Here is a 24,270-nt window from a genome sequence, read left to right as displayed (position 1 = left end):
ACCTGTCGCGTATCTGACAGATTTTCGGCGTCTTCGAGTACATCATATGGACTCGTATCGTCAAACGAGGAGTATCGACGTGAGCTCATCCGCCATCAGTCTGAAGAACGACGTCTCCCCGGCCGAGTGGGAAGCACGCGTCGATCTCGCGGCCGCCTACCGTCTCACCGCGCTGTTCGGCTGGGACGATCTGGTGTTTACCCACATCTCGGCGCGCGTGCCAGGCCCCGAGCATCATTTCCTGATCAACCCCTACGGCATGATGTTCGATGAGATCACCGCGTCATCACTGGTCAAGATCGACCTCGACGGCCGCAAGGTCAGCGAATCGCCGTACGAGATCAATCCGGCCGGCTTCACGATCCATAGCGCCATACATGCGGCACGCGAAGATGCGCTTTGCGTGATGCACACGCACTCGATCAACGGCGTGGCCGTATCGGCTCAGGCGGAAGGCTTGTTGCCGCTGTCGCAGCAGTCGCTGGGTGTGCTCGCGTCGCTCGGCTATCACGACTATGAGGGCATCGCGCTCAACGAAGCGGAAAAACCGCGCCTCGTTCAGGACCTCGGGCACAACACGAATCTGATGTTGCGCAATCACGGCTTGCTGACGGTCGGCCGGACGCCGGCGGATGCGTTCGTCGCGATGTATTTCTTCGAAGTGGCCTGCATGATTCAGGTCCGCGCGCAGGCGGGCGGCGGCAAGCTTCTCCCTATCGCGCCGCCGATTCTCGACAACATCAAGGAGCAGATCAAGCTTGTGACGCGGGGCGCGACGCCAGGCGCGCTCGTCTGGCCGGGGCTGCTGCGACGGCTCGAGCGCCGTAACCCCGGCTTTGCGGACTAGAGGGTGTTGGTTGGCGATTCGTACCGCGCGGTTTCCTCGATCGCGGTTGCGACGCGGCAGCTGAAGGGCCTGGTGCTCTCGGGTGGTTTTGCCAGGAGCCCGATCATCTCGCCCTTGCTCAAGATGCTGGCGGCGCTTGCACCGTTCTTCCCCGGGCCCTTTTATCGACGGTTGACTCTTTCGTTCCAGGATTGCGACGGCTCGGCAAACGCGTGTCCTCCGGCGAGGCCGTTGGCGTATCATCGAACGAGGTTCCCGAACCGTTATCCGGGGCTGCAGATCGATCTGCGCGATGGAATCCGTAGTGACTCGGTGTAGCGCTGTGGGGGATCGTCAGGGTTGCCCCCCGGCCTGCGTAACCACCAATGCAAACGATCGACGTGACATCGCGAGGCAAACCCTCCCTGCTTCTGACCACGAAACTCGTGCCGCCGCGCTTGCCATCCGGCTTGATCGAGCGGCCGCGGCTCGTCGCTCTGACGGCCCAGGCCGAAAACAAACGGCTCATCGTGATCAAGGCGCCCGCGGGCTTCGGCAAGACGTCGCTCGCACTCGTGTGGCTCGAGCGGCTGCGCGCCACCGGCGCTCACGTGGCGTGGCTGTCGCTCGACCCCGAGGACGACGAGCCCGCCCGCTTCCTGCACTATCTCGCGCAGGCCTTGCGACACGCGTGCGGCAATGTCGGCGCGTCGGCGATCGGCCTGACGGCCGAGGCGTCCCTCGTGCCCGCGCAATCGATCGTCGCAACGCTGATCAACGAACTCGTCGAAGTCGATGACGAGGTCTATCTGTTTATCGACGACTATCACCTGATCGGCCTGCCCGTCATTCACGATGCCGTTGCATTCTTCATCGAGCACATGCCGTCGCGGGTGCACCTGGTGGTCTGCACGCGGAACGATTCCACGCTGCCGCTCGCGCGCTTGCGGGCCAGCAACGAACTGCTCGAAATCGACTCGGCGGCGCTACGCTTCAGCCTCGACGAGACGCAGCGCTTCATCGAACATGAATGTCCGGGCCTGGGTCCGTCCACCGTCAAGTCGTTGTTCGCGAGCACCGAGGGCTGGGCCGCGGCGCTGCGCATTTCGGCCTCGGTGCTGGCCCGCGAGCAACGTCCCCCCGGTGCGGAAGCTGATATGCCATCGGGCGCGTCGCGGCCGTTCGCCGCCTACCTCGAAGACATGCTCAAGCATCTGCCGGCGGACATGGTCGACTTCATGTTGCGCACGTCGATACTCGACCGGCTCAGTGCATCGCTGTGCGCGGCGGTGACGGGCGTCGAGGACAGCCAGCACATGCTGGAGGCGATCGTCGCGCGTCAGCTTCTGCTGCAACCGCTGGACATCGAGGGACGCGCGTTCCGCTATCACCATCTGATGCGCGACTACCTGTGCCAGCGGCTCGAAACCCGGTACGGTAAAGAAGTCGCCGACGTGCATCGCCGCGCTTGTCGGTGGTACGCGCAACAGCAGCAATGGACGGACGCGGTGCGCCACGCGATCGCGGCAGGGGCAACCGACGACGCGATCGCGCTGATGGGTCGTTGCGCGATGTCGCTCGTCACGAAAGGCGATCTGCTGACGCTGCTCGGCTGGCAGCGCCAGTTCCCCGCGCACCTGATGCGCGGGCAGTTGCAGGTCAGGCTCGCGATCACGTGGGGCATGGCGCTGGCACTGCGCTTCGACGACGCGCTGACGATGCTCGATGCGCTCGAACGCGAAACCGCAATCGACAAAGACCCCAAGACCACGCGTATGCGCTGGGAGTGCGAAGCGATCCGAGCGGTGCTCGCGGCATTGCAGGACGATCCGCCACGCGCGCTGTCGCTCGCGCAGGCCTGCCTCGATCATCCAGCGGCCGACGCGTGGACCGCCAACGTCCTGTCCAACGTGATCCGTTTCGCGCACTGGAAGGCGGGCCGCCTCGAAGCGCTGTATGCGACCCCGTGGATTCCCGATTCGATCGAGGACGACCAGCGCAACGTGTTCTCCTCCACATACCGGCTGTGCCTGCTCGGCCACGCGGAAATGCAGCAGATGCACTTCGTGCTGGCCGAGCGGTATTTCACCAGGTCGATGCATCTGGCCGAGCGTTACTCCGGCCCGCAGTCGATCTCCGCCGCGCTGTGCGCGCCGATGCTCGCGCAGATCCGCTACGAGCAGGGCCGCCTCGACGAAGCCGAAGCGCTGCTGCTCGATCTGATGCCGATCGTCGATGCGGCCGTGCTGCTCGATAGCGTGCTGATCGCGTATCGAGTGCTGATCCGGATCGCGATGGCGCGCGCGAACACCGCGCACGCCTATGCGCTGCTCGAGCACGCGCAAGACCTTGGCCATCGGCGAGGCTGGCGGCGTCTGGTCGCCGCGGGGTTCGTCGAACGCACTCGGCTGCATCTCGCCGAAGGAAGAATGACCGAAGCCGCCGCATGTGTTCATCAACTCGACGGACTCGCGGCACGCGACCCGCAATCGTCGACACCGGTGTCGGCGGAAATCGACAACTATCGCGCACTCGCCGCGGGCTGCCTGGCGATGGCGCGGGGCCGCACGAGCGAGGCCGTCGACCATCTGAACGCGGCACGGCGCAGCGCGGAGAGCCGTCACGGCGACTACCTGGCATTGCGCTTGCGCACCACGCTCGCGCTCGCGTGGATGAGCGCGGGCCGGCTGAGCGAGGCGATCGAGGCGTTCGGCGAGGTCGTCGAAGTCGCCGCGCCGGCCGGCATTTATCAGTCGATTCTCGACCAGGGCGCCGGCATCGGTTCGCTGCTGCAGGCGATGCGCGACGATAGCCGCAGCGTCGCGGGGAACCCCGTGCGAACGAAGGACGCGGCGCATTACATTGACCGTCTTTGGGACGGCTGGCGTGCTCTTTATCAGCCCCGCAGCCAAGCGCAGCGCGACGCCGAACGCGAAGCGCTGAGCGCGCGCGAAAGCGAAATCGTCGGGCTGATCGCGCAGGGGCAGTCGAATAAGGAAATCGCGCGCAGTCTCGGCATTGCGCCCGAGACCGTCAAATCGCACGTGAAAAGTATTTTCGTGAAGCTCGCGGTCGACAAGCGCGCGCATGCGGTGTCGCGCGCGCAAGCGCTGGGACTGCTGCGCAACGGCCAATGAGGCGCTATCGCGCCAGCCATTGCGCCAAGGCTTTTGAAGCGTTGCGATCCATCAGGCGAACTGCGCGCGCAACCACTTCTTGTTCAGCTTGCCGACGCTGGTCTTTTCGAGCGCGTCGACGAACCTGACGATCTGCGGCACCGCATACTTCGAGATTCGTCCCGACTCACTGAACGTCAGCACGTGACGCTTGATGTCGTCCTCGCTGACCGCGGCGCCTTCGCTGAGCACCACCAGCGCGACCGGCCGCTCGCCCCATTTCTCGTCGCTGATGCCGATGACCGCCACTTCCGATACGCCCGGGTACAGCGAAATCAGGCTCTCGATTTCCAGCGATGAAATCCATTCGCCGCCCGACTTGATCACGTCCTTCAGTCGGTCGGTGATCTGGATGCTGCCGATCGGGCTGATCGTCGCGATGTCCTGCGTGTGCAGGTAGCCGCCGCTCCATAGCTGCACCGACGCTTCGGGGTTGTTCAGATAGCCTTGCGTGAGCCACGGCGCGCGCACGACGATTTCTCCGTACGCGCTGCCGTCGTGAGCCGCCTCCTCCATGCCTTGATCGACGATGCGCAGATCGACGAGCGGAACCGGCCGCCCGGTCGTGCAGCGCAGGCGCAACTGCTGTTCCGCGTCGAGCGCCTCGGCACCCGGCGGCAGTTGCGCGAGACTCAGCAACGGACACGTTTCGGACATGCCGTAGCCGGCAAAGATGTCGATGCCGCGCTCGAGCGCGGCACGCGCGAGTCCGTGCGTGAGCGCACCGCCGCCGATCACGATCTTCCACTTGCTTAAGTCGACGGAGCGCGCCTGTTCACAGCCGAGCATCATGTGCAGGATCGTGCTCACGCAGTGCGAGAACGTCACGCCTTCGTCGCGCACCAGCTTCACGAGCCGGTCCGGCAAGTAGCGGCCCGGGTAGACCTGCTTCACGCCGAGCACGGTGGCGATGTAGGGCATGCCCCAGGCGTGCACGTGAAACATCGGCGTGAGCGGCATGTAGACATCGCCGCGGTGAAAGCGCTGCCCGGATTCGGGGCTCGCCAACGCCGCCATGCCGGTGATCGTGTGCAGCACCAGCTGCCGATGCGAAAAGTAGACGCCCTTGGGCAAGCCGGTCGTGCCAGTCGTGTAAAAGGTCGTCGCACGCGTGTTCTCGTCGAAGTCGGGGAACTCATAGTGATCCGAACTTTCTTCGAGCATCGCTTCGTATTCCGCCGAGAACGGAATCGTATGCGTAGCGACTTCGCTGCCTTCCTCGTCGATCCAGACGAAGGTTCGCACCGTTTCGAGCTGTCCCTTGATCGCTTCGACGAGCGGCAGAAAATCGCTGTGGACGAACAGGATCTCCGCGCCGGCATGGTTGATCGTGTAAGCGATCTCCTCCGGCGACAGGCGCACGTTGACCGTCTGCAGCACCGCGCCCATCATCGGCACCGCGAAATAGCATTCGAGGTAACGATGACTGTCCCAGTCCATCACCGCGACCGTGCTGCCGTGCCGCGCGCCGAGCCGCGACAGTCCATTGGCGAGCCGCGCGATGCGCTCGCGCAGTGTCGTATAGGTCATGCGAAGCTGTCCGCGATACACGATCTGCTGGTCCGGCGCCTGAACGAACGGCGTGTGCAGCAACTGCTTGATCAGCAATGGATAGGCGTAGGCCGAGGGCGCGTCGGCCGTGGCGTTGTCGCGCATCTGAGTCTCCTTGAGTCCTGAACTGGATGGATGGCCTTCCCGAATGGGCCAATGATCGGCGTGGCTGCGCGGGGGAACAATCCCCTGAACGGGGGAGGCGGGAGGACAGTGTTCGGCGAATTCGCGAACTACACAAAACACGTGCGCTCCAAGGGCCACGACAGCGACGCACGACGAGCCGAAAAGCCGCGACCGTCGCTGGATGGACCGATTGAGACCTTCGTCCGCGAACTTTCAGGCACGCGATTTGCGCGCTGCAAGTTTCGCGCGCAAGCCGCGCCGATTACGCCTAAGCTGAGGTGACGCCACGTTTTTTTACGTGCGGCGCCATGACGACCGATGGCCTCGACGCCTCATCCGCCCCGCCTCGAACCCCCAGACGCAAGCCCATGAGCGAAACCACTCCACGCCTTTTCATCGTCTCGCCCCATTTCGACGACGCCGTGTTCAGTTGCGGCGCATTGCTCGCAGCCCATCCCGACGCCGCCGTCTGCACCGTGTTCGCCGCGCCGCCCGAACACGACATGCATACCGAGTGGGACCAAAAAGCGGGCTTCGCGAACGCCCATGAAGCGGTCCGCGAACGCACGGTCGAAGACAACCGCGCGCTCGAAGTGCTCGACGCGATTCCGCTGCGCATGCCGTTTCGCGACAGCCAGTACGCCGACTCGCCGTCGATCAGCCAGATGGCGGCGGCGCTGGAGGAAACGATTTACCGCACGACCGCCAACACGCTGCTGATGCCGCTCGGCCTGCATCACGAGGATCATGCGCGGGTATTCGAAGCGTGCTGCGAAATCCTGCCGCGCCTCACGCATCTGGACTGGTTCGGTTACGAGGAAGCGATTCACCGGCTCACACCGGGCGCGGTGCAGGCGCGGCTCGCCGATCTCGCGCAGCGCGGCATCGTCGCGACGCCGGCGACGCCGAGCGCGGGCCACACGATCGACGTGCAGCGCCGCGCGCATCTGAAACGCGAAGCGGTCAACGCGTACGCGAGCCAGTTGCGGGCGTTCGGCCCCGGCAATTACGAAGACGTGTTCGCGACCGAGCGCTACTGGCAGCTCAGCGTTGGCCGCAAGCGCCCGAGAAAATAGCAAAAGGAACGAGCAGGAAGCGCGGCGAGCGCCTACGCTTGAAGACAGATAACCGACGCGGCGGCGGGCATCGGCGGTAGCAACCGCCCACGCCGGACCCGCGCATTTCAACCGCAAGGGTGACGCAATGAGCTACGACATGCATACCAGCCCGATTCCCGACCCGAACGCCGATCCGAACCGCGACCCGGAAGCCGACCCGCTGGTGCCGCCGTCGCCGGGGCATCATGTCGAGGAGCCGCAGCGGCCCGACGGGCCGCCGGACAAAGACCCGGTATAAGCGAGCCGCGCTCGACGCAGCGTCAGCGTGCCAAGTCGCTGAAGCCCTGCAGCAGGCGGTCGATATCGGCCGCGTGGATGTTGCCCATCGTCGAGATGCGGAACAGCTCCGCCGACAGCCCGCCCTGCCCCGCATAGATCACGAAGCCGCGCGCCTTCAGCGCGTCGTGCAGTTGCGGATACGCGATACCGTTGGGCAAGCGGTACGCGCGCAACACCACCGACGACTCCCCGGCCGGCAACACACTGCCGATGCCGCGCGCGGCCAGCCCCGCGCGCACCTGCTCGGCAAGCGCCGCATAGCGCGCATGACGCGCGCGCCAGCCGCCTTCGTCGGCGAGCTCGCGCAGCGCCTCGACCAGCGCGTAATACGCGTGCACCGAAGGCGTAAACGGCGTGTTGCGCTGATCCTGCAAACGCGCGAGCCGCGCAAGATCGAGGTAGTACGTGCGGCTCGCCGCGCGTGCGAGCGCCGCACGACGCACCAGCACGAACGACGCGCCCGGCACGCCATGCAGGCACTTGTTGGCGGTCGCCGCGAGCGCGTCGAGGCTCGCGTCCGCGAAATCGATCGCTTCGGCGCCGAAGCTGCTGACACCGTCCACCAGCAAACGCAGGCCGCGCTCGCGGCACAACGCGCCGAGCGCCGCGATGTCGTTCAGACGGCCCGTGGTCGTTTCATGATGAATCACCGCGACGTGCGTGAACGACTTGTCGGCGTCGAGACGTTCGGCGATCTTCGCGAGATCGGGCGCGGCCATCCAGTCGTGCTTCAGCGCTTCGTGCGCGATGCCGTATTGCGCGGCGATCTGCGCGATGCGCTCGCCATACACGCCGTTCTCGACGACCAGCAGCTTGCCGTTCTGCGGCACCAGCGCGGCCGTCATGCTTTCGACGGCGGCCGTGCCGGAACCGGTCATCAGCACTGCCTGCCATTCGTTCGGGTCGAGCCCGTACACGTCGACGAGACGCGTGCGCGCCTCCTCCTGCAGATCGAAAAATTCGCTCTCGCGATGGCACAGATCCGTCTGCAACAGGCTGTTGCGGACACGTTCGGTGAGCGTCACCGGGCCGGGATTGAGCAGCAGCATCGGCGCTCCTATTTGGTACGGGTTCAGATCGCGCCGATGTGGCGCATCAGGCGCGTCTTCACATCGGGCGGCGTAATGGTCGGGCGCGGCAGGCCGTCGGGCGTGCCGCGGCGGATCGTCAGGCGCGCGAAGCGAGGGCCGCCGAGCGGCGGCGCCGCGAACAGCTCGTCGATGACGGCCGGATCGTCGCTCTCGACCGCCGACGCGTAACCGCATGCGGCCGCGACACCAGCGAACGACACCTGCGACGACACCGTCGCCTGGCCGCCGGTCGAATCGTGCGCGCCGTTATCGAGCAGCACGTGCGTGAGGTTCGACGGTCCGTACGCGCCGAGGGTCGCGAAGACGCCCATGCGCATCAGCGCGGCGCCGTCGCCGTCGAGCGCGACCACGCGCAGGTCGGGGCGCGCGAGCGCGAGGCCGAGCGCGAACGGGGTCACGCAGCCCATCGAGCCGACCATGTACAACTGGTTCGCGCGATCGTCGATCGCGTAGAGTTCGCGGCCGCAAAAACCGGTCGACGCGAGCACCACCGTCGAGTCGAGCGGCGTATGCGCGATGACCTTTTGCAGCGCGTCGTGGCGCGTTGCGAGTTCGTTCGCGGCGACACCGCGGAACTGAGCGCGCGGCTCGACCGGCGTGCGCCGCGCGGGCGCGCCGCCGTCTTTCAGTTCATACGTCGCGACGCTGCCCTTCTGCATCACGAGCGCGTACGGACGGCCGGTGGCGTCCATGTGCGCGATCGCGCGATCGAGCGCCGGGCCGATCGCGTCCGCCTCGGTCGGGAACGTCTCCCACGGAATTTCCATCGTGTCGAGCATCGCCGGCGTGATCGGGCCCATCAGCGCGTGCTGCGGCTCGTCGGCAACGCCGGGCTGGCCGCGCCACGTGACGATCAGCAGTTGCGGCAGACGGAAAGTCCACGTCAGCGACGTCAGCGGGCTGACCGCGTTGCCGAGCCCGGAGTTCTGCATCATCGTGATGCCGCGCCGGCCGCTCTTCGCGCCGAGCGTGACGCCGGCGATCAGCGCGACCGCGTCGCCCTCGTTGGCCGCCGACACGTAGTGCAGCGATTCGTCCTGCAGCACGTAGTTGATGAACGGCGTCAGATACGAGCACGGCACGCCCGCATACCAGTCGAAACCGCGCTCGCGCGCCGCCTCGACGAACTGTGCTGCTTCGATCATTGCGCGCCTCCGTGTGCATCGTTCGCCGTTGCGCCGCCGACGGCCGTCGCGAACGGCACCTGCGCGTGCGCAAAGTCGCCCGCGCGGCGGAAATCGTCGAGATCGTTGACGCCGCGCCAGTGGCCGTGCACGTATTGCACCTCGATCGACTCGCCCGCTTCGATCAGCGCGTTCAGCAGCGCGGGCATGTCGAGCGACGCGAAATCGCCGCGCGTCTGCAACTCGCGCATCACCGCTTGCAGGCGTTCAAGGCCCGCGCCGCGCACATTCAGCAGACCCACCCAGCGGCCGTGCGGCACCTGCGCGGCACTCGCCGACGACGACTGCTCCCGCCCGCTCGCGACATGCCGCAGCACGATCCTGTTGCCGAACAGACCACGATCGTCGGCGGCCGAGCACCACGCGAAATCGCGCACGCTCGCGTTCTCCGTATCGGTCAGCGACGAATCGACGACCACGCTGAAGGCGGCCTCGCTTTCGACGAGATCGCGCAGGATGTAGCTGCGAAACAGCAGGTCGCCGTACGAAATGACGGTATCGCCGGTCAGTTTATCGAGTGCGCATGCGAGCGACGCGAGCTCGCCGGTCTGCGCGTGCTGCTCGTTGACGACGAGGCGGATGCCCGCGGTATCGATCGCGTCGGCGCGATAGCCGCCGACCACGGTGATGTCGTTGACGCCCTGCTTCTTGAACGCATCGACGAGCCAGCGCAGCAGCGGTTTGCCGGCGATCGGCAGCATCACCTTCGGACGCTCCCCGGTCACCGCTTCGAGGCCCTTGCCGCGGCTCGCGGCGAGCACGACGGCCGAGCCGGCCGCGCGGCCGCCCGACAGATAGCGGTCTTCGGCCTCCGAATATTCGTCGGCGTCCTGCAGACGGAAGATTTCGTTGACCGCGGCGATGCTGTCCTCGACGTTGACGAGCGTCTCGCTCGCATGGATTTCCTTCGCGACGGCCTGCATCGCCGACGTCGCCGCGCGGATCAGATGGTTCGCCCAGATCACGGTGCTGATGCCCGCTTCGCGGAACACTTCAGTGGGCGTGCTGTAGTACTTGGTCGGCACGATCACGAGCGGCGCGCGGCCGGCCCATTCGCGCGCGAATTCGAGGATCTCGTCGGGGCGCGACAGCTTGCTGTGAATCAGGATCGCATCGGCGCCGGCCCGTCGATACGCTTCCGCGCGGCGCAGCGCTTCGTCCATGCCCCAGCCCGCGATCAGCGCCTCGACGCGCGCGACGATCGAGAAATGCTCGTCGTTCTGCGAGTCCTTGCCGGCCTTGATCTTGCCGCAGAATTCGTCGATATCGGCAAGCGGCTGAGCCTCTCCATTGATGAAGCTGTTGGTCTTCGGAAACTACTTGTCCTCGATGCATACGCCGGCGATGCCGCGCTGTTCGAGCTTGCGCACGAGGCGGCGCACGTTGTTGAAGTTACCGTAGCCGGTGTCGCCGTCGAGCAGGATCGGCAGATCGCTCGCGTCGGCCATGAATTCGAGCGTATCGACCACCTGGGTCCAGCTCGCCTCGTTGTTGTCGCGCACGCCGAACTGCGCGGAGATCGCGAGACCCGAGCCCCAGATCGCCTTGAACCCGGCTTCGCGAACGATGCGCGCGGACAGGCCGTTGTGCGCCTCCATCATGAATTCGAGTTCACTGCTGACGAGCATCTGGCGCAGGCGCGCGCTGCGGGACTGGGAAACGAAAGCGGGTTCGCGTGCATTCATTCTTCGGGACTCCTGGTGGCGGGCTGATTGACGTTCTTCTATGCCCGGCTGGCAATCGGAAAAGGGCGACTATAGCGGAATTTTTTATCGCGAGTCTTTTGAATGTCTGAGCGGTTTTTCGTGGTTGCGCTTAAGTGGAAAAATGTGTCGTTTTTTGCATGCGCCGTCATTTAATGGGATTCCTGCATTTGATTGGCGTTTTGTGGAATGTTGACGCGAACCCTGCTGGATTTGGCTCCACAGCTTATCCGGCACCTCGTGGCGGCCGTTTTTACGTCGATTTTCGTGCGCATTTTTCAATCGCTGTGCCTTATCGAAAAATCGCCGGTTAATTCAAATTCCCGAATATTGCGCAAATGTCTTTTTCGAATTAGGCGCGCGCATGCGCCGCTAAAAAACCAATAAATCCGCTGATTAATCAGATGAATAGCGATGTAAGACAGCGGGTTTCCCCTGCCTCGACCAACAAGATTTCCCGCCGTTAACACAGCGAGCGGCATCCGACCGCAAACCACTGGACCTACTGGCAAAACCGTACATTCCCCTCGCTATGACTCTGAACCGAAAACTGACGTCGATGATCGCCGTGCTGTGGGTTGGCCTGATCCTGATCGGCGCGTTCGGCGCGTGGCAGAACCGCGCGTCGATGATCTCGGACCGACGCGAGCAATTGCGCTCGCTGATCGAAGAGGCGAACCACGTCACCGCCCATTACTACACGCTCGCGCAGCAGCATGCGCTGTCCGAGGACGACGCGAAAAAACAGGCGCTGGCGACGCTCGGCGCGATGCGCTACGGCAAGGACGGCTACCTGTCGATCAACGACTCGCAGCCGGTCATGCTGATGCATCCGTTCAAGCCCGAACTGATCGGCAAGAACCTCGCGCAGTTCACCGATCCGGCCGGCAATCATCTGTTCGTCGATATCGTCAACGCGGGCAATCACGACGGCGGCGGCTTCGTCGACTATCTGTGGGCCAAACCGGGCAGCGAGCAGCCGGTCGCGAAGACCAGCTACTCGATGCACTTCGCGCCATGGGACTGGTACCTCGTGACCGGCATGTATATGGACGACGTGCAAAGCGCGTTCTACCGCAATCTGCTGCGCTGGCTCGCGATCACGGTCGCACTCGGCGCGCTCTCCACGGCTGTGATGCTGGTCGTGCTGCGCAGCATCCGCCGCTCGCTCGGCGGCGAACTCGAAGTGGCGGTCAAGCATGCGCGGCTGATGGCGCAAGGCAACCTCGCGACGCCGGTGCCGATCGCTCCGCACGACAACGGCAGCCTGCTGCATGCGCTGCGCACGATGCAGGCGGGACTCGTCGACACGGTCTCGCGCGTGCGCCAGGGCACCGAGAACATCAACGTCGGCGCGAACGAAATCGCCGCGGGCAACACCGACCTGTCGCAGCGCACCGAGGAGCAGGCGGCCGCGCTCGTGCAAACCGCGTCGAGCATGGATCAGATGACGGTCAACGTGAAGCAGAACGCGGACAGCGCAAGCCAGGCCGCGCTACTCGCGAGCGACGCCGCGAACGTCGCGACGCGCGGCAGCCGCGTCGTCGACGACGTGGTGCGCACGATGGGCGAGATTACCGCGAGCTCGCGGCAGATCGGCGACATCATCGGCGTGATCGACGGCATTGCGTTCCAGACCAATATCCTCGCGCTGAACGCGGCCGTGGAAGCGGCCCGCGCCGGCGAACAGGGCCGCGGCTTCGCGGTGGTCGCGGCCGAAGTGCGCAGCCTCGCGCAGCGCTCGGCGACGGCCGCCAAGGAGATCAAGGCACTGATCGAAACTTCGACCGATACCGTCGAGACCGGCGCGTCGCTGGTCGCGAACGCGGGCGCGACGATGGGCGAGATCGTGCAGTCGGTGCGGCGCGTCAACGAAATTCTGGAAGAAATCAGCCACGCGTCGCGCGAGCAGAGCGCGGGCATCGAGCAGGTCAATCGCGCGGTCGGCGAGATGGACCAGGTCACGCAGCAGAACGCGGCACTGGTCGAAGAGGCCGCGGCCGCCGCGCATTCGCTGAAGGACCAGGTCGGCGTGTTGCGCGACGCGATTGCGAGTTTCGCGTTGCCGGCTTGACGCTCCCGCGCCGCGCCCGCGACGGGCGCGCATAAAAAGAAGGCGCTCCACAGGCGGGGAGCGCCTCATCAACACGCCGCGTCGGAGTCGACGCATCGATCGAACGAATCAGCCGCGCGGATTTTGCAAGTCCGCGCGGCTGTTCGTTTTTGAGCTTCGGCTCGGCTCGCGGTTGCTCGAAGGCAAACGCCGCTTCTTTCACATGCCTCGCATTTAAATTACGTTTGGTTTACACTCGGCCCAGCGACAGTCCTTGCCGCCAGGCCTCGTGGTTTTGGCGGCCCTGTTCAATCGAAGCTACGTAACGCCCGCTGCCCGCCGCCATGATCCGCCAGAAAAAACCTCCGTCACCCGATCCCTATGCGTTAGCCGCGAAGAACCCGCTGCTCGATGCGCGGCTGCCCGCGTGGCGCTCGAAGTTCATCGTGCTGCTGGTATTCGCCGCGTTCGCGACGCTCGCAGCCCGTGCGTTCTGGGTGCAGGTCGTAAATCAGGACTTCTACGTCGACCAGGGGCAGAAGCGCTATCAGCGCCTGCTCGAACTCGACGCGACGCGCGGCCGGATCGTCGATCGCAATGGTTCGATGCTCGCGGTCAGTCTCGCGACGTACGAAATCTGGGCCACGCCGAAGCTCGTCGACGAAAGCGCGTTCGCGCCGCTCACGAAGCTGCTCGATCTGCCACCCGCGGAACTGCGCCGGCGTCTGAACGGCGAGCGCAGCTTCGTGCTGCTCAAGCGCCAGGTCGATGCCGACACCGCCGAGCACCTGTCGCGCCTCGGGCTCGCCGGCATCACGCAGGTCGCCGACACCAAACGCTTTTATCCCGAGGGAGAGTCGGCCGCGCACGTGGTCGGGTTTACCGACATCGAGGACCACGGCCAGGAAGGCGTCGAGCTCTCCGCCGACGCGCAACTGCAAGGCGTGCCGGGCGAGCGTGAAGTGATCCGCGACCGGCTCGGCCGCGTGATCTCGGAGACGCGGCCGCTCGTGCCCGCGCGCAACGGCGGGACGATCCAGCTGACGATCGACCGGCGTATCCAGCAACTCGCGTACACGCAACTCAAAGCCGCGATCGCGGAGCATCGCGCCGAAGCGGGCAGCGTGGTCGTGCTCGATGCGCGCAACGGCGAAATCCTCGCGCTCGCCAACTACCCGAGCTTCGATCCGAACGACCGCACGCACCTGTCCGGCCGGCAACTGCGCAACCGCGCGGTGATCGACACGTTCGAGCCGGGCTCGACGATCAAGCCGCTCGTCGTCGCGCTATCGATCGACGAAGGCAAGGTGCGGCCGCAAAGCATCATCGATACCGCGCCAGGCTGGTATCGGATCGGTCCGGCCGTGATTCACGACACGTCGAATCACGGCGCGATGACGGTCGCCGAGGCGGTGCAGAAGTCGAGCAATATCGCGCTCGCGAAGCTCGCGCTGAACCTGCCGGCCGAAACGATCTGGACCAAGTACCAGCAATACGGTCTCGGCATGAAGCTCGAGCTGCCCTTCCCCGGCGTGGCCGCCGGCAAGCTGCGGCCGTACAGCCGCTGGCGCCCGATCGAGCAGGCCACGATGGCGTATGGCTACGGGCTGTCGGTGTCGCTGCTGCAAATCGCACAGGTCTACACCGCCTATGCCGGCGACGGCTCCCTGCGGCGCGTGAGCCTGCTGCGCGAGCCCCTCGATGCGAACGACCCGACGTCGTTCGCCGCTCGCAGCGAACCGGTCACGACGCCCGCCACCGCGCGCGCGATCCGCAACATGCTCGAAATGGCCACGGGCGCAGGCGGCACCGGGCGCGCCGCGAGCGTGGCGGGTTATCGCGTCGGCGGCAAGACCGGCACCGCGCGCAAGCAGATCGGCGCGGGCTACGCGCCGAATCGCTACCGCGCGCTGTTCGTCGGGATGGCGCCGATGAGCGATCCGCACCTGATCGTCGCCGTGATGATCGACGACCCGGCCGGCAAGGCGTTCTATGGCGGCACGGTCGCCGGACCGGTGTTCAGCGGCGTGATGGGCGGCGCATTGCAGCTGCTCGGGGTGCCGCCGGATGCGGCCGGGGTGTAATGCGCAGTTGGTGTTGGGGTTGGCGTCGCTCGATCAGCCCTGCTCATCGAGCGCATCGGCGTGCGCCTCGATGCGATTGCGGCCGTTACGCTTGGCCTGATACATCGCGCGATCGGCCTCGTCCATCATCGCCTGACCGAGCGACATCGCGTCGGCCGGGCTGCCCGCGACCACGCGCGCAGCCACGCCGATCGACACCGACAACTCGATGCGCTCGTCGTGCGCGTCGCGCACATCGAGATTCTCGACCGCCAGCCGCACGCGCTCGGCGACGGTCAGCGCGTCGCTGAGATCGCCTTGCACCAGCGCGGCGAACTCCTCGCCGCCATAGCGCGCGACGGTGTCGCCAAGCCGCACCTGCTGTCGCACGCAGGCCGCCACCGCCGCGAGCGCGCGGTCGCCGATCTGATGGCCATGGCTATCGTTGATGCGTTTGAAACCGTCGATATCGATGAACAGGCACGCGACCGGCGCGCGATAACGGACCGCGCGCATCAACTCCTCGCGCAGCCGCTCGTCGAAATAGCGGCGATTCGCGAGGCCGGTCAGCGCATCGGTCATGCCGAGCTGCTTGAGCCGCTCGCGATGCGCGACGTTGTCGAGACTCGCGGTGACGATGCTTGCGAAGCGCTCCAGGATGTCGGTGGCCATGCCGGCGACGAAGCGCGCGGGGTCGTCGCTGCCGAGGCATAGATAGCCGCTGACGCTCTTGCCCGCGGCGAGCGGCAGCAGGATCGCGCTGGCCGGCACCTGGGCCGGCACGGCGCCGAACAACGCGCGGCGCGCGTCGTCGTCGATCTCGCCAGGGCGGCCGAGCCACGGCCGATCGTCCTCGCACAGAGACCGCGCGATGAGACCGCCCTCGCGCGACGTCTTCAGCTGCGCATGATCGAGCGCTTGCAGGTTGCCCGGCTCGAGCAGTTCGAGCAGCATCGGCGCGCGGTCGTCGAGCCACAGCACCACGTTCGCGAGAGCGAACTCCCGCGGCAGATGGCTGAACAACGTATCGAGAAACGACGCGAAATCCTGCGCGCCGATCAAACGCAACTCGACGTTCTGGAAGCGCCGCAACGTGCGCTCGTTGTGCTGCACGGTGTCGACGAGCGAGCGAAGACGCTCGGAAAGCGGCGATTGGGCGGGTTTCGTCACGGTATCAGCAAGGCGGCCCTGAAGGCGAACGGGGTCGACGCCCCAACTCTACTGATAACGGCCGATCCGCCGGGGTCTTGAGGGCAGGCTCGCGACGCTTCGGCCAGCATGGGAGCGTGCGCGTCCACTGTTGTCAACTCTCGCTTGCATTCGCTTGCACTCGCTTACACGCTGCGAGGTCCGTTTGCGTAATGATTGCGGTTCTTAAGTTTCGCTTAATAGTTCGCTGCAAGTATGTACTTCATCCCCTGTTGAGCCGCCAGAACATCGGCGGCGTTTTTTCTTGAAGGGTGCCGAAAACGCGGCCGAGCATGGTCCCGCGCACAAGAAGAAGGAGGTAAATCATGGTTGAAGAGATGGTAGTCGAACACCTGCGTGCGATGCCCGACCATCAGTGGACTCGCCAGATTCATTCCTGCAAGGTCTCCGATCCGCTGCAACAGCCTTGGGGCCGCTCATACCGGCTCGTCGAATGGACGATGAAGCACGAGCCTGAATCGAGCCGTCGCGTCGTTCCCGCCGAAAGTACTCCACTCGAAATCGCCCAGGCCGTGGTCTCACATGTACCGGGCCGGCGCTTCTGTCAGCAGGCTGATTGAGCGCTCCGTTCGACGTTCATTGGCGCGCCGCGATCGCGTCGCAGTAGTCCAACGCGTCCTCCAGCCTGTCATTCCCCCAGAACATCTCGCCGCCGACAAAAAACGTCGGCGCACCGAAGATGCCCTTGCCGATGGCCCGTTCGGTCTGCTCGCGCAAGCGGAGCTTGTTCGCGTCGCTTTGCGCGGCGTCGATCACGCTCTGCACGGGTAAGCCAAGCGAGTCGAGCGCTTCGCTGACGACGTCGATCGAGCCGATGTCGCGGTCGTCGGCGAAATTCAACCGCATGATCTGGCGGCACCAGGCACCGATCCACGGCTCGTTCGCACCCAGTAGCGCGATGCGCATCGCGAGAAGCGCCGCGCGCGGAAACGTGCTGGGACGCGTGAGCGCAAGGCCGTATTTGCGGCATTGACGCTCCATGTCTTTCCACACGTATGCGCCTTTTTCTTTCTGCAATACGAAGGGCGAGTTCTCGAACCCGAGCTGGCGAAATACCGGGCCGAGCAGAAACGGCCGCCAGACGATCGTCACGTTGCGCGCGGCCGCCAACGCTTCGATCCGCATCATGCTCAGATAGCTGTAGTTGCTGCCGAAGTCGAACCAGAACTCGATCGCGCGCGCCGACGAGGTTGGATCTTCATTCATCGCTGTCTCCTGAATCGTGCGTGCCACTCGCGCATCCGCACTCAGCGTGTTTGCACCGCCACGCGCAGGCCGAGCGAAATGAACAGCACGCCGATGAGCTTATTCTGCCAACGCGTCAACCACGTCAAACGCTTCACGAGTTTGCCCAGCGGCCGGATCGTCAGAACGATCAGCGTCGTATAAAGCGCGCTCATGGCAACGAAAATCAGCCCGAGGGTCGCGAACTGCAGGAAGGTAGAGCCATGTTCGGGGCGAACGAATTGCGGCAGAAACGCGAGGAAAAACAGCGCGGTTTTCGGGTTCAGCACTTCCGCGGGAATCGCCTGCAAGAACGCCTTCGAACCCGACACCGGCGCGACGACCGGCAGATGCGCACTCGCCTGCTTTTCGCGCAACGCGCGAATGCCCAGATAGACGAGGTATGCGGCACCCACGAATTTCACCGCATTGAACGCGAGCGCGGATGTCATCAGCAGCGCGGAGAGGCCGATCGCGGCGCCCAGCGTATGCACGAAATCGCCGGCTGCGATGCCGAGACCGGTCAGAATGCCGGCCTTGCGTCCACCTTGCATGGTGCGCGTCAAAACCAGCAGCACGGCCGGGCCTGGAATCAGAAAGAGCCCGAGTACGACGGCAACGAAAGTCCCCAACGTGGACAGGTCAAGCATGTCGTCTCCTCGCGATGCGCGGCATCGAAATGATGGGCGCGGGTTCAGCGGACCATTGTAGTCGAAGCCGCGAACCTGCCCGCGGCGCCTCGCTCGCCTGGACGATCCGTTACCATGTCGGACATCGCGGCGCGTACCGCGTGCTTCTTTTCATCCACCGACGTTTCCGCCTTGCCCACCTATACCCTGCCCGCGCCGCTGAGCGCGGAACTCGAGATTCGCAAGAGCCGCTTCATCGCGTATGCGCTCCCGGTCGCCGATCGCGATGCCGCGATGGCCGAATTGCAGCGTCTGCGCGACGAACATCCGGCCGCGACGCACGTGTGCTGGGCGCTGCTCGCGGGCGGCCAATCCGGCATGTCCGACGACGGCGAACCGTCCGGCACCGCCGGTCGGCCGATTCTCGAAGTGCTGCGGCATCACGATCTGGATGGCGTGCTCGCGGCCGTCGTGCGCTATTACGGCGGTGTGAAGCTCGGCGCTGGCGGTCTGGTGCGCGCGTACACCGATGCGATCGCGTCCGCGCTGCTCGACGCGCCGCGCGTCGAGAGGATTGCCCAGGTTTCGCTGGGCGTCGAAGTCAGCTATGCAGACGAAGCCAAAGTCCGTCGATGGATGGACGCCGAAGGCTATCCGCTGGTGGACAGCGCCTACGGCATGCTGGTGAAGATGACGATGCGCGTGCCCGCCAATGCTTTCGACGGCGCCAAGGCAACGCTGACCGACATCACGCAGGGCAAGGCGGGCTTTTTCTGAGCGGCTGTGGTCGAACGCCCTTCGGGCGTTGTCCCGATGTCCATCGCTATCGCGGCCCGTTATGATGGCCGGGCTAGCCAGCCAGACGCAAGCTTCGCTGCTACCATGCTGTTCTTCACCGGGCTGACTCCACTTAAAAGGGCAACTCCTCTGACTTCGACCGCCGCTTTCTCCCGCATGGCTGCTGCGCGTTCGCCGTTGAGATCCGTTGTGCTCAAGGGCTGCGGCGCCGTGCTTCTGCCCACGCTGCTGTCCGCGTGCTCGTGGTCGTGGTTCGGCCTGAATAGCAGCGCCAGCGCGACGCACCCGAAGACCCACGGCACCGGCTCGCTGAGCGTCGCCCCTGCAAGCGACTTCGCGTATCTGCCCGCGCGCGACGGTCGTCTGTCCCCGAACCGCATCGAAAACACCGGGATGACCGGGCTCGTGCTGAAGGACGAGGTCAGCCTCGTCGTGCGCAATGGCGTCGCGAACAGCCTGCGAGTGGCCGGTTTCCGTATCGACGACAACAAGCGCGTGCTCAGCGGCAGCATCGAAGCCTTTACGGTGGACGATAAGCGCTCGCCGGCGCTGTGGACGCTGAAAATGCACTACGTGGTCGTCGATGCGGCGACCCAGAAGGTCGTGTACACGACCACGCGCACCGTGAAGCAGAAGTCACCGAAATTCACCAGCAACACGATCGCGATCGAAGACACGGTCAAGCTCAGCGTCGATACGTTGATCGGCGATCCTGGCTTTGTCAAGGCGGTGAACTAAACACTCGGCAGGCGGAGGCGCGGCGTGGTTTCGCTACAATCCCGGTAACGCATCGCGCGCGATCCTCCGCGCGATGCATCATGATCTATTCGGAATGCAGCCGTCATGTCCCTTACCGCCTGGCTATTCTTCTTGCCCGCCTGCTTTGCCATCAACCTCGCACCCGGGCCCAATAACCTGCTTTCGATCAACGTCGCGGCACGGCATGGCTTCATCAAGGCATTCGTCGGCGGCAGCGGCCGGCTGCTCGCCTTCGCGATGATGCTCGCGCTCGCCGCGACCGGTCTCGCCGTCGTGCTGCATGCGTCCGAGTGGATCTTTCTGACGATCAAACTCGCGGGCGCCGCGTATCTGATCTGGCTCGCGATCCAACTGTGGCGCAGCGACGCGCCCGCCATCGACACCTCGCAACCCCAGGAAGCCGCGCTCACGCGCATTGCACGGCACGAATTCTTCGTGGCGGCCGGCAATCCGAAGGCAATTCTGGTTTTCACCGCGTTTCTGCCGCAATTCGTCGACCTCGCGCAGCCGATCCTGCCGCAATTCGCCGCGCTCGGTGCGAGCTTTCTGGTACTCGAATGGGTCGCGATCGCCTTGTATTCGTGGGCCGGCATGTATCTCGGCAAATGGCTGATGCGCGCGAAGATCCGCCGCTGGTTCAATCGCTGCTGCGGCGGCTTTCTCGCGGCGATCGGCGTGAGTTTTCTGCTGGTTCGGCGTGCGTGAGGCGGGGCCTTTTCATAACGAATAGCTAATACATCGGCGGAGAAACTTTAACTATCAGCTTTCGTTGCTCCCCCTTATGCTCGAACCGTGACCGGCCGCGAAGTGGTGCAATGCGGCATTGGGCGAACGGCTTTTTCATCGTCACGGAGCGACATCATGAAGATCTGCATCTTCGGAGCGGGAGCGATTGGCGGTTTAATGGGCGTGCAATTGGCGCGCGCCGGCGCGGACGTCAGCTTCATTGCGCGCGGCCCGCATCTGGCGGCCATGCGTGAACACGGCGCGCGCCTGATCATGGATGGCGAAACATTCAGCGCGCCGGTGCGCTGTACTTCAGACCCAAGCGAACTCGGCGTCCAGGACGTCGTCATCGTCACGCTGAAGGCGCATTCGCTGCCCGGCGTGGTCGATTCGATGCAGCCACTGCTCGGCAAGCACACAGCGATCGTTACCGGCGTCAACGGCATTCCCTATTGGTACTTCTATCAGCATGGCGGACGCTTTGCCGGTACCCGCCTCGCGAGCGTCGACCCCGACGGTTCGCAATGGACCAAGCTCGGACCCGAGCGCGCGATCGGCTGCGTACTCTATCCGGCCGCGGAAATCGTCGAACCGGGGGTGATCAAGCACGTGTACGGCAAGAAGTTCCCGATCGGCGAACCGAGTGGCGAACGCACCCCGCGCATTCAGCAATTGCACGAGATCATGCAGGCAGCCGGCTTCGAAGCGCCGATTCGCGACAACATTCGCGACGAAATCTGGCTCAAGCTGTGGGGCAATCTGTGCTTCAACCCGATTAGCGCATTGACGCATGCAACGCTCGATGTCCTCACGAGCGACCCGGGCACGCGCGCGGTTTCACGCACGATGATGCTCGAAGCGAAGCGAATCGCGGAACAGTTCGGCGTGCACTTTCGTGTCGATGTGGAAAGGCGTATTGATGGCGCCGGCGCGGTCGGTGCGCATAAGACATCGACACTCGTCGACCTCGAGAACCGCAGGCCGATGGAAATCGATCCTTTGCTGACCGTCGTGCAGGAAATGGGCCGACTCGTTGCCGAACCGACACCCACCATCGACGTCGTGCTCGCACTGATCAAATTGCGCGAGAAGATGGCATTGCAAGGTAATTGACCAGGTACCCGTTAAGCTCATTTTTCTTCTTGCAACACGACAGAAAGGATCGGATGCCATGCATCCGATCCTTTTTCACATTAGCCGCTATTGATCGATCGCCACCCACACCGCTTTCGGTTCAGTGAAGTTCTCGATCGCGACATCGCCATGCTCGCGACCGAAGCCCGAATCGCCAGCACCACCCCACGGCAAACGCACATCCGTATAGCCGTAGGTATTGATCCACACCGTGCCCGCCTTCAGGTCGCGCGCCACGCGATGCACGCGGCTCAGGTCAGCGCTCCATACGCCGGCCGCGAGACTATACGATGTGCCATTGGCGATGCGGATCGCGTCCGCTTCGTCTTCGAACCGGATCACGCTTGCCACGGGCCCGAAGATTTCTTCCTGCGAAATGCGCATCTCGTGCTCGACATTCGCGAACACGGTAGGCTCGACGAAAAAGCCGCGATTGCCGACGCGCGCGCCACCCGTCACGAGCGACGCACCTTCCGAGCGACCTGTGTCGACATAGCTCAATACGGTCTTCATCTGAGCGGCCGAAATCAGCGGTCCCATCGACGTTTCGCGTAGCGACGGATCGCCGACCTTGATCGACTTCGCGCGAGTTGCGAGACGCTCGACCACTTCGTCGTACACGTCACGATGCGCGAGTATCCGCGACCCAGCGGAGCACACTTGCCCCGTATTGAAGAAGACGCCCGACGCCGCGGCGCGCACCGCATTGTCGAGATTCGCATCCGCAAAGATCACGTTGGCCGACTTGCCGCCGAGTTCCAGCGTCACGCGTTTGAAGTTGCCCGCCGCGCCCTGCAGGATGCCTCGGCCGACCGAAGGCGAACCGGTGAACGTGACCTTGTCGATACCGGGATGCGTCACCAGCGCGTCGCCCACCACACTGCCCTTGCCGGTGACGATATTGAGCACGCCCGGCGGCACACCGGCTTCGAGCGCCAGCTCGCCGACGCGCAACGCGGTGAGCGGCGTGATCTCGGCGGGCTTGACGATCAGCGTGCAACCGCATGCGAGCGCGGGCGCGATCTTCCACATGCCGATCATCAATGGAAAATTCCACGGCACGATTGCGGCGACCACGCCGACCGGTTCGCGCAGTGTGTAGGTCAATGCATCGGGACGCGTCGGCACCACCTGGCCGTTGATCTTGTCGCACCAGCCTGCGTAGTATTCGACGGTATCGATCGCGGCGGGCACGTCCTGACGCATCACCGCGGCAATCGGCTTGCCGCAGTCGAGACTTTCGAGCGAGGTGAGTTCTTCCATGTTCTCGCGCATCAGACCCGCAAGCCGTTGCAGGATGCGGCCGCGTTCGGCGGCGCGGATCGAATTCCATACCTTCAATGCGCTGCGCGCCGCGCGCACCGCGGCATCGACGTCGGCGGCGCTGCCTTGCGCGACCAGCGCGATCGGCTCCTCGGTCGCGGGGTTGATATCGACGGAATATTCGCCGGTGCCTGGCGGCATGCGCTTGCCGTCGATCAACAGATCATGTTGCCTGAGGTCGGACTGGATATCCATCATGAAGCTCCTTGAGTAGGACGTTATATGGCTGACTGGCGGCGCATCGATCGAATCCCGCGCATTGCGCGAGCTTGTCGGTCGGCCCCTATCTAAGGTTCTGGCAACAGGCTTTGCCGCACGGACTGCCAGCTGAAGCTTTGCGTTGCGGCAGCGGCTGCGGCAGGCATTTCGTCGGCGATCCGCGCATGACCGGTCGTCGATGCGACGAACTGTGCCCACGCAGCAGCCGCATTGGGACGAAGCGAGCGGTTTCTGCGGTGCACGAGTACCGTCGTCAATGTCGCTTCGGGGATCAGCGGACGACTCACCAATGAAGCTCCCGGCGATGGCCAATACGCATCGACAGGCAATACGCCGACACCCAGTCCCAATTCGACCATGCGCACTACTGCCGCAACGTGTCCGAGTTCCTGCATCGGCCGGCGCTTCAATTCGTTCGCGGCGAGTACCGGTTCGAGCGCGGCGCGCACGCCGGTATCGCCATTCAGCGTGATCAACGGACATTCGCGCAACGCGTGCCATCCGATGCTGTCGTGCTGGGCTAGCGGATGCACCGACGGAAGCACCGCATGCAGTGGCGTAGTGAAAAGTACCTGAGCATGTAATAGCGGACTATCGACGGGTGCAGTCACACAGAGAGCGCCGAAATCCACCTCGCCCTGCTCGACACTGGCCAGTACGCTGCATTGAGGCTGATCCTTCACCGACACGACCAGCTCGGGATAAACCGACGCGCACTGCGCCAAAGCCCGCGGCACCCAGCCCGACGACAACACCGGATTACTCGCGAATAACACGACGCCCGTCTGTCCGTCGTAAGCAGCGCGCTCTTCGAGCAGCGTCAATTCGATTTCGTCGAGCAGCCGGCCGATTCTTCTCTCGAGACTCGCACCCGCATTCGTCAGTTCGACCTGGCGTGTCGTGCGATCGAATAGCTTCAATTGGACCGCGTCTTCCAGCTCTCGCACACAACGGCTGATGGCCGACTGCGTCAGATCGAACTCGCGCGCCGCGCGCGTGAAACTGCGCTCGCGCGCGACCGCGACGAATACCTTGAGCTGCTGCAACGAAACATTCATGGCGTCGGTTCCGGGCGCGCG

At 64.5% G+C, this 24,270-nt stretch carries 20 protein-coding genes and 1 pseudogene; 12 read left to right on the top strand and 9 right to left on the bottom strand.

All coding sequences use genetic code 11. The features are described 5' to 3' along the window. Positions 1-79: 79 nt before the first annotated feature. Genes AB3X89_RS19160 through AB3X89_RS19150 form a run of 3 tightly spaced genes read left to right on the top strand, consistent with a single transcriptional unit; the run spans position 80 to position 3,963 of the window. The gene (locus AB3X89_RS19160; protein ID WP_368584674.1) at positions 80-847 is read left to right on the top strand and encodes a class II aldolase/adducin family protein; all 768 of its coding nucleotides are present in this window, start codon (positions 80-82) and stop codon (positions 845-847) included. 3 nt (positions 848-850) lie between these two features. Continuing rightward, positions 851-1,165, top strand: coding sequence for a hypothetical protein (locus tag AB3X89_RS19155; RefSeq protein WP_368584673.1), 315 nt, complete (start codon positions 851-853; stop codon positions 1,163-1,165). 47 nt (positions 1,166-1,212) lie between these two features. Further along, positions 1,213-3,963, top strand: coding sequence for a LuxR C-terminal-related transcriptional regulator (locus tag AB3X89_RS19150; RefSeq protein WP_368584672.1), 2,751 nt, complete (start codon positions 1,213-1,215; stop codon positions 3,961-3,963). Between the two features lie 51 nt (positions 3,964-4,014). Here the strand turns inward: AB3X89_RS19150 and AB3X89_RS19145 are convergent, their stop codons facing one another. Beyond that, positions 4,015-5,658 (bottom strand): fatty acid--CoA ligase, encoded by a 1,644-nt coding sequence (locus AB3X89_RS19145; protein WP_368584671.1) that lies wholly within the window; start codon positions 5,656-5,658, stop codon positions 4,015-4,017. 389 nt (positions 5,659-6,047) lie between these two features. Here AB3X89_RS19145 and AB3X89_RS19140 point away from each other — a divergent pair, with 389 nt between their 5' ends. Next, a complete protein-coding gene (locus AB3X89_RS19140) occupies positions 6,048-6,755 on the top strand; it encodes a PIG-L deacetylase family protein (RefSeq protein WP_368584670.1) in 708 nt (235 codons plus the stop codon). Between the two features lie 139 nt (positions 6,756-6,894). Then, entirely contained in the window at positions 6,895-7,035 is a 141-nt protein-coding gene (locus AB3X89_RS19135; protein WP_167335679.1) for a hypothetical protein, read from the top strand. Between the two features lie 22 nt (positions 7,036-7,057). Here the strand turns inward: AB3X89_RS19135 and AB3X89_RS19130 are convergent, their stop codons facing one another. From AB3X89_RS19130 to aepX, 3 genes and pseudogenes are all read right to left on the bottom strand, one after another. Beyond that, positions 7,058-8,125, bottom strand: coding sequence for a 2-aminoethylphosphonate aminotransferase (locus AB3X89_RS19130; protein WP_368584669.1), 1,068 nt, complete (start codon positions 8,123-8,125; stop codon positions 7,058-7,060). A 23-nt stretch (positions 8,126-8,148) separates the two neighbouring features. Next, entirely contained in the window at positions 8,149-9,312 is a 1,164-nt protein-coding gene (gene aepY, locus AB3X89_RS19125; protein WP_368584668.1) for a phosphonopyruvate decarboxylase, read from the bottom strand. Beyond that, positions 9,309-11,036 (bottom strand): annotated as a pseudogene (aepX, locus tag AB3X89_RS19120) (phosphoenolpyruvate mutase). Before aepX ends, aepY begins: the two are co-directional and overlap by 4 nt. Before the next feature lie 550 nt (positions 11,037-11,586). Between aepX and AB3X89_RS19115 the strand changes: the two are divergent. Continuing rightward, on the top strand, positions 11,587-13,128 hold the full coding sequence (locus tag AB3X89_RS19115) for a methyl-accepting chemotaxis protein (RefSeq protein WP_368584667.1): 1,542 nt from the start codon (positions 11,587-11,589) through the stop codon (positions 13,126-13,128). A 323-nt stretch (positions 13,129-13,451) separates the two neighbouring features. Further along, the gene (locus AB3X89_RS19110) at positions 13,452-15,191 is read left to right on the top strand and encodes a peptidoglycan D,D-transpeptidase FtsI family protein (protein WP_368584666.1); all 1,740 of its coding nucleotides are present in this window, start codon (positions 13,452-13,454) and stop codon (positions 15,189-15,191) included. 33 nt (positions 15,192-15,224) lie between these two features. On the opposite strand, the gene AB3X89_RS19105 is transcribed toward AB3X89_RS19110, so the two are convergent. Beyond that, positions 15,225-16,340: a DUF484 family protein gene (locus tag AB3X89_RS19105; RefSeq protein WP_368584665.1), complete on the bottom strand. Its 1,116-nt coding sequence runs from the start codon at positions 16,338-16,340 to the stop codon at positions 15,225-15,227. Positions 16,341-16,684: 344 nt separating this feature from the next. Here AB3X89_RS19105 and AB3X89_RS19100 point away from each other — a divergent pair, with 344 nt between their 5' ends. Next, the gene (locus tag AB3X89_RS19100) at positions 16,685-16,939 is read left to right on the top strand and encodes a DUF2866 domain-containing protein (RefSeq protein ID WP_368584664.1); all 255 of its coding nucleotides are present in this window, start codon (positions 16,685-16,687) and stop codon (positions 16,937-16,939) included. A 16-nt stretch (positions 16,940-16,955) separates the two neighbouring features. Here the strand turns inward: AB3X89_RS19100 and AB3X89_RS19095 are convergent, their stop codons facing one another. Then, positions 16,956-17,585: a 2-hydroxychromene-2-carboxylate isomerase gene (locus AB3X89_RS19095; protein ID WP_368584663.1), complete on the bottom strand. Its 630-nt coding sequence runs from the start codon at positions 17,583-17,585 to the stop codon at positions 16,956-16,958. Positions 17,586-17,626: 41 nt separating this feature from the next. Beyond that, positions 17,627-18,253: a LysE family translocator gene (locus AB3X89_RS19090; protein ID WP_368584662.1), complete on the bottom strand. Its 627-nt coding sequence runs from the start codon at positions 18,251-18,253 to the stop codon at positions 17,627-17,629. Positions 18,254-18,367: 114 nt separating this feature from the next. Here AB3X89_RS19090 and AB3X89_RS19085 point away from each other — a divergent pair, with 114 nt between their 5' ends. The 4 genes from AB3X89_RS19085 (at position 18,368) to AB3X89_RS19070 (ending at position 21,628) form a co-directional block, all read left to right on the top strand. After that, the gene (locus tag AB3X89_RS19085) at positions 18,368-19,009 is read left to right on the top strand and encodes a YigZ family protein (RefSeq protein ID WP_368584661.1); all 642 of its coding nucleotides are present in this window, start codon (positions 18,368-18,370) and stop codon (positions 19,007-19,009) included. 177 nt (positions 19,010-19,186) lie between these two features. Continuing rightward, on the top strand, positions 19,187-19,768 hold the full coding sequence (locus AB3X89_RS19080) for a hypothetical protein (RefSeq protein ID WP_368584660.1): 582 nt from the start codon (positions 19,187-19,189) through the stop codon (positions 19,766-19,768). Positions 19,769-19,873: 105 nt separating this feature from the next. After that, a complete protein-coding gene (locus tag AB3X89_RS19075) occupies positions 19,874-20,494 on the top strand; it encodes a LysE family translocator (RefSeq protein WP_368584659.1) in 621 nt (206 codons plus the stop codon). A gap of 156 nt (positions 20,495-20,650) precedes the next feature. After that, complete coding sequence (locus AB3X89_RS19070) at positions 20,651-21,628, top strand: 2-dehydropantoate 2-reductase (protein ID WP_176107661.1); 978 nt, start codon at positions 20,651-20,653, stop codon at positions 21,626-21,628. Positions 21,629-21,715: 87 nt separating this feature from the next. Here the strand turns inward: AB3X89_RS19070 and AB3X89_RS19065 are convergent, their stop codons facing one another. Beyond that, complete coding sequence (locus AB3X89_RS19065; protein WP_368584658.1) at positions 21,716-23,167, bottom strand: aldehyde dehydrogenase family protein; 1,452 nt, start codon at positions 23,165-23,167, stop codon at positions 21,716-21,718. Positions 23,168-23,259: 92 nt separating this feature from the next. After that, entirely contained in the window at positions 23,260-24,249 is a 990-nt protein-coding gene (locus AB3X89_RS19060; RefSeq protein ID WP_368584657.1) for a LysR family transcriptional regulator, read from the bottom strand. Between the last annotated feature and the right edge of the window lie 21 nt (positions 24,250-24,270).

Source organism: Paraburkholderia sp. BR14320, from assembly GCF_040948665.1.
GTDB classification, from domain to species: domain Bacteria; phylum Pseudomonadota; class Gammaproteobacteria; order Burkholderiales; family Burkholderiaceae; genus Paraburkholderia; species Paraburkholderia youngii.
Note: the sequence above shows the minus strand (reverse complement) of the source record. Positions and strands in the feature narration are given on the sequence as shown.

What these genes read in the sequence shown, in the direction of transcription:
- AB3X89_RS19115 (WP_368584667.1), top strand. Translation starts at nt 11,587, where the DNA reads ATGACTCTGAACCGAAAACTGACGTCGATGATCGCCGTGCTGTGGGTT.
- AB3X89_RS19135 (WP_167335679.1), top strand. Translation starts at nt 6,895, where the DNA reads ATGCATACCAGCCCGATTCCCGACCCGAACGCCGATCCGAACCGCGAC.
- AB3X89_RS19140 (WP_368584670.1), top strand. Translation starts at nt 6,048, where the DNA reads ATGAGCGAAACCACTCCACGCCTTTTCATCGTCTCGCCCCATTTCGAC.
- AB3X89_RS19070 (WP_176107661.1), top strand. Translation starts at nt 20,651, where the DNA reads ATGAAGATCTGCATCTTCGGAGCGGGAGCGATTGGCGGTTTAATGGGC.
- aepY (WP_368584668.1), bottom strand. Translation starts at nt 9,312, where the DNA reads ATGATCGAAGCAGCACAGTTCGTCGAGGCGGCGCGCGAGCGCGGTTTC.
- AB3X89_RS19085 (WP_368584661.1), top strand. Translation starts at nt 18,368, where the DNA reads ATGTCGGACATCGCGGCGCGTACCGCGTGCTTCTTTTCATCCACCGAC.
- AB3X89_RS19110 (WP_368584666.1), top strand. Translation starts at nt 13,452, where the DNA reads ATGATCCGCCAGAAAAAACCTCCGTCACCCGATCCCTATGCGTTAGCC.
- AB3X89_RS19060 (WP_368584657.1), bottom strand. Translation starts at nt 24,249, where the DNA reads ATGAATGTTTCGTTGCAGCAGCTCAAGGTATTCGTCGCGGTCGCGCGC.
- AB3X89_RS19100 (WP_368584664.1), top strand. Translation starts at nt 16,685, where the DNA reads ATGGTTGAAGAGATGGTAGTCGAACACCTGCGTGCGATGCCCGACCAT.
- AB3X89_RS19090 (WP_368584662.1), bottom strand. Translation starts at nt 18,253, where the DNA reads ATGCTTGACCTGTCCACGTTGGGGACTTTCGTTGCCGTCGTACTCGGG.
- AB3X89_RS19095 (WP_368584663.1), bottom strand. Translation starts at nt 17,585, where the DNA reads ATGAATGAAGATCCAACCTCGTCGGCGCGCGCGATCGAGTTCTGGTTC.
- AB3X89_RS19075 (WP_368584659.1), top strand. Translation starts at nt 19,874, where the DNA reads ATGTCCCTTACCGCCTGGCTATTCTTCTTGCCCGCCTGCTTTGCCATC.
- AB3X89_RS19080 (WP_368584660.1), top strand. Translation starts at nt 19,187, where the DNA reads ATGGCTGCTGCGCGTTCGCCGTTGAGATCCGTTGTGCTCAAGGGCTGC.
- AB3X89_RS19130 (WP_368584669.1), bottom strand. Translation starts at nt 8,125, where the DNA reads ATGCTGCTGCTCAATCCCGGCCCGGTGACGCTCACCGAACGTGTCCGC.
- AB3X89_RS19145 (WP_368584671.1), bottom strand. Translation starts at nt 5,658, where the DNA reads ATGCGCGACAACGCCACGGCCGACGCGCCCTCGGCCTACGCCTATCCA.
- AB3X89_RS19150 (WP_368584672.1), top strand. Translation starts at nt 1,213, where the DNA reads ATGCAAACGATCGACGTGACATCGCGAGGCAAACCCTCCCTGCTTCTG.
- AB3X89_RS19065 (WP_368584658.1), bottom strand. Translation starts at nt 23,167, where the DNA reads ATGGATATCCAGTCCGACCTCAGGCAACATGATCTGTTGATCGACGGC.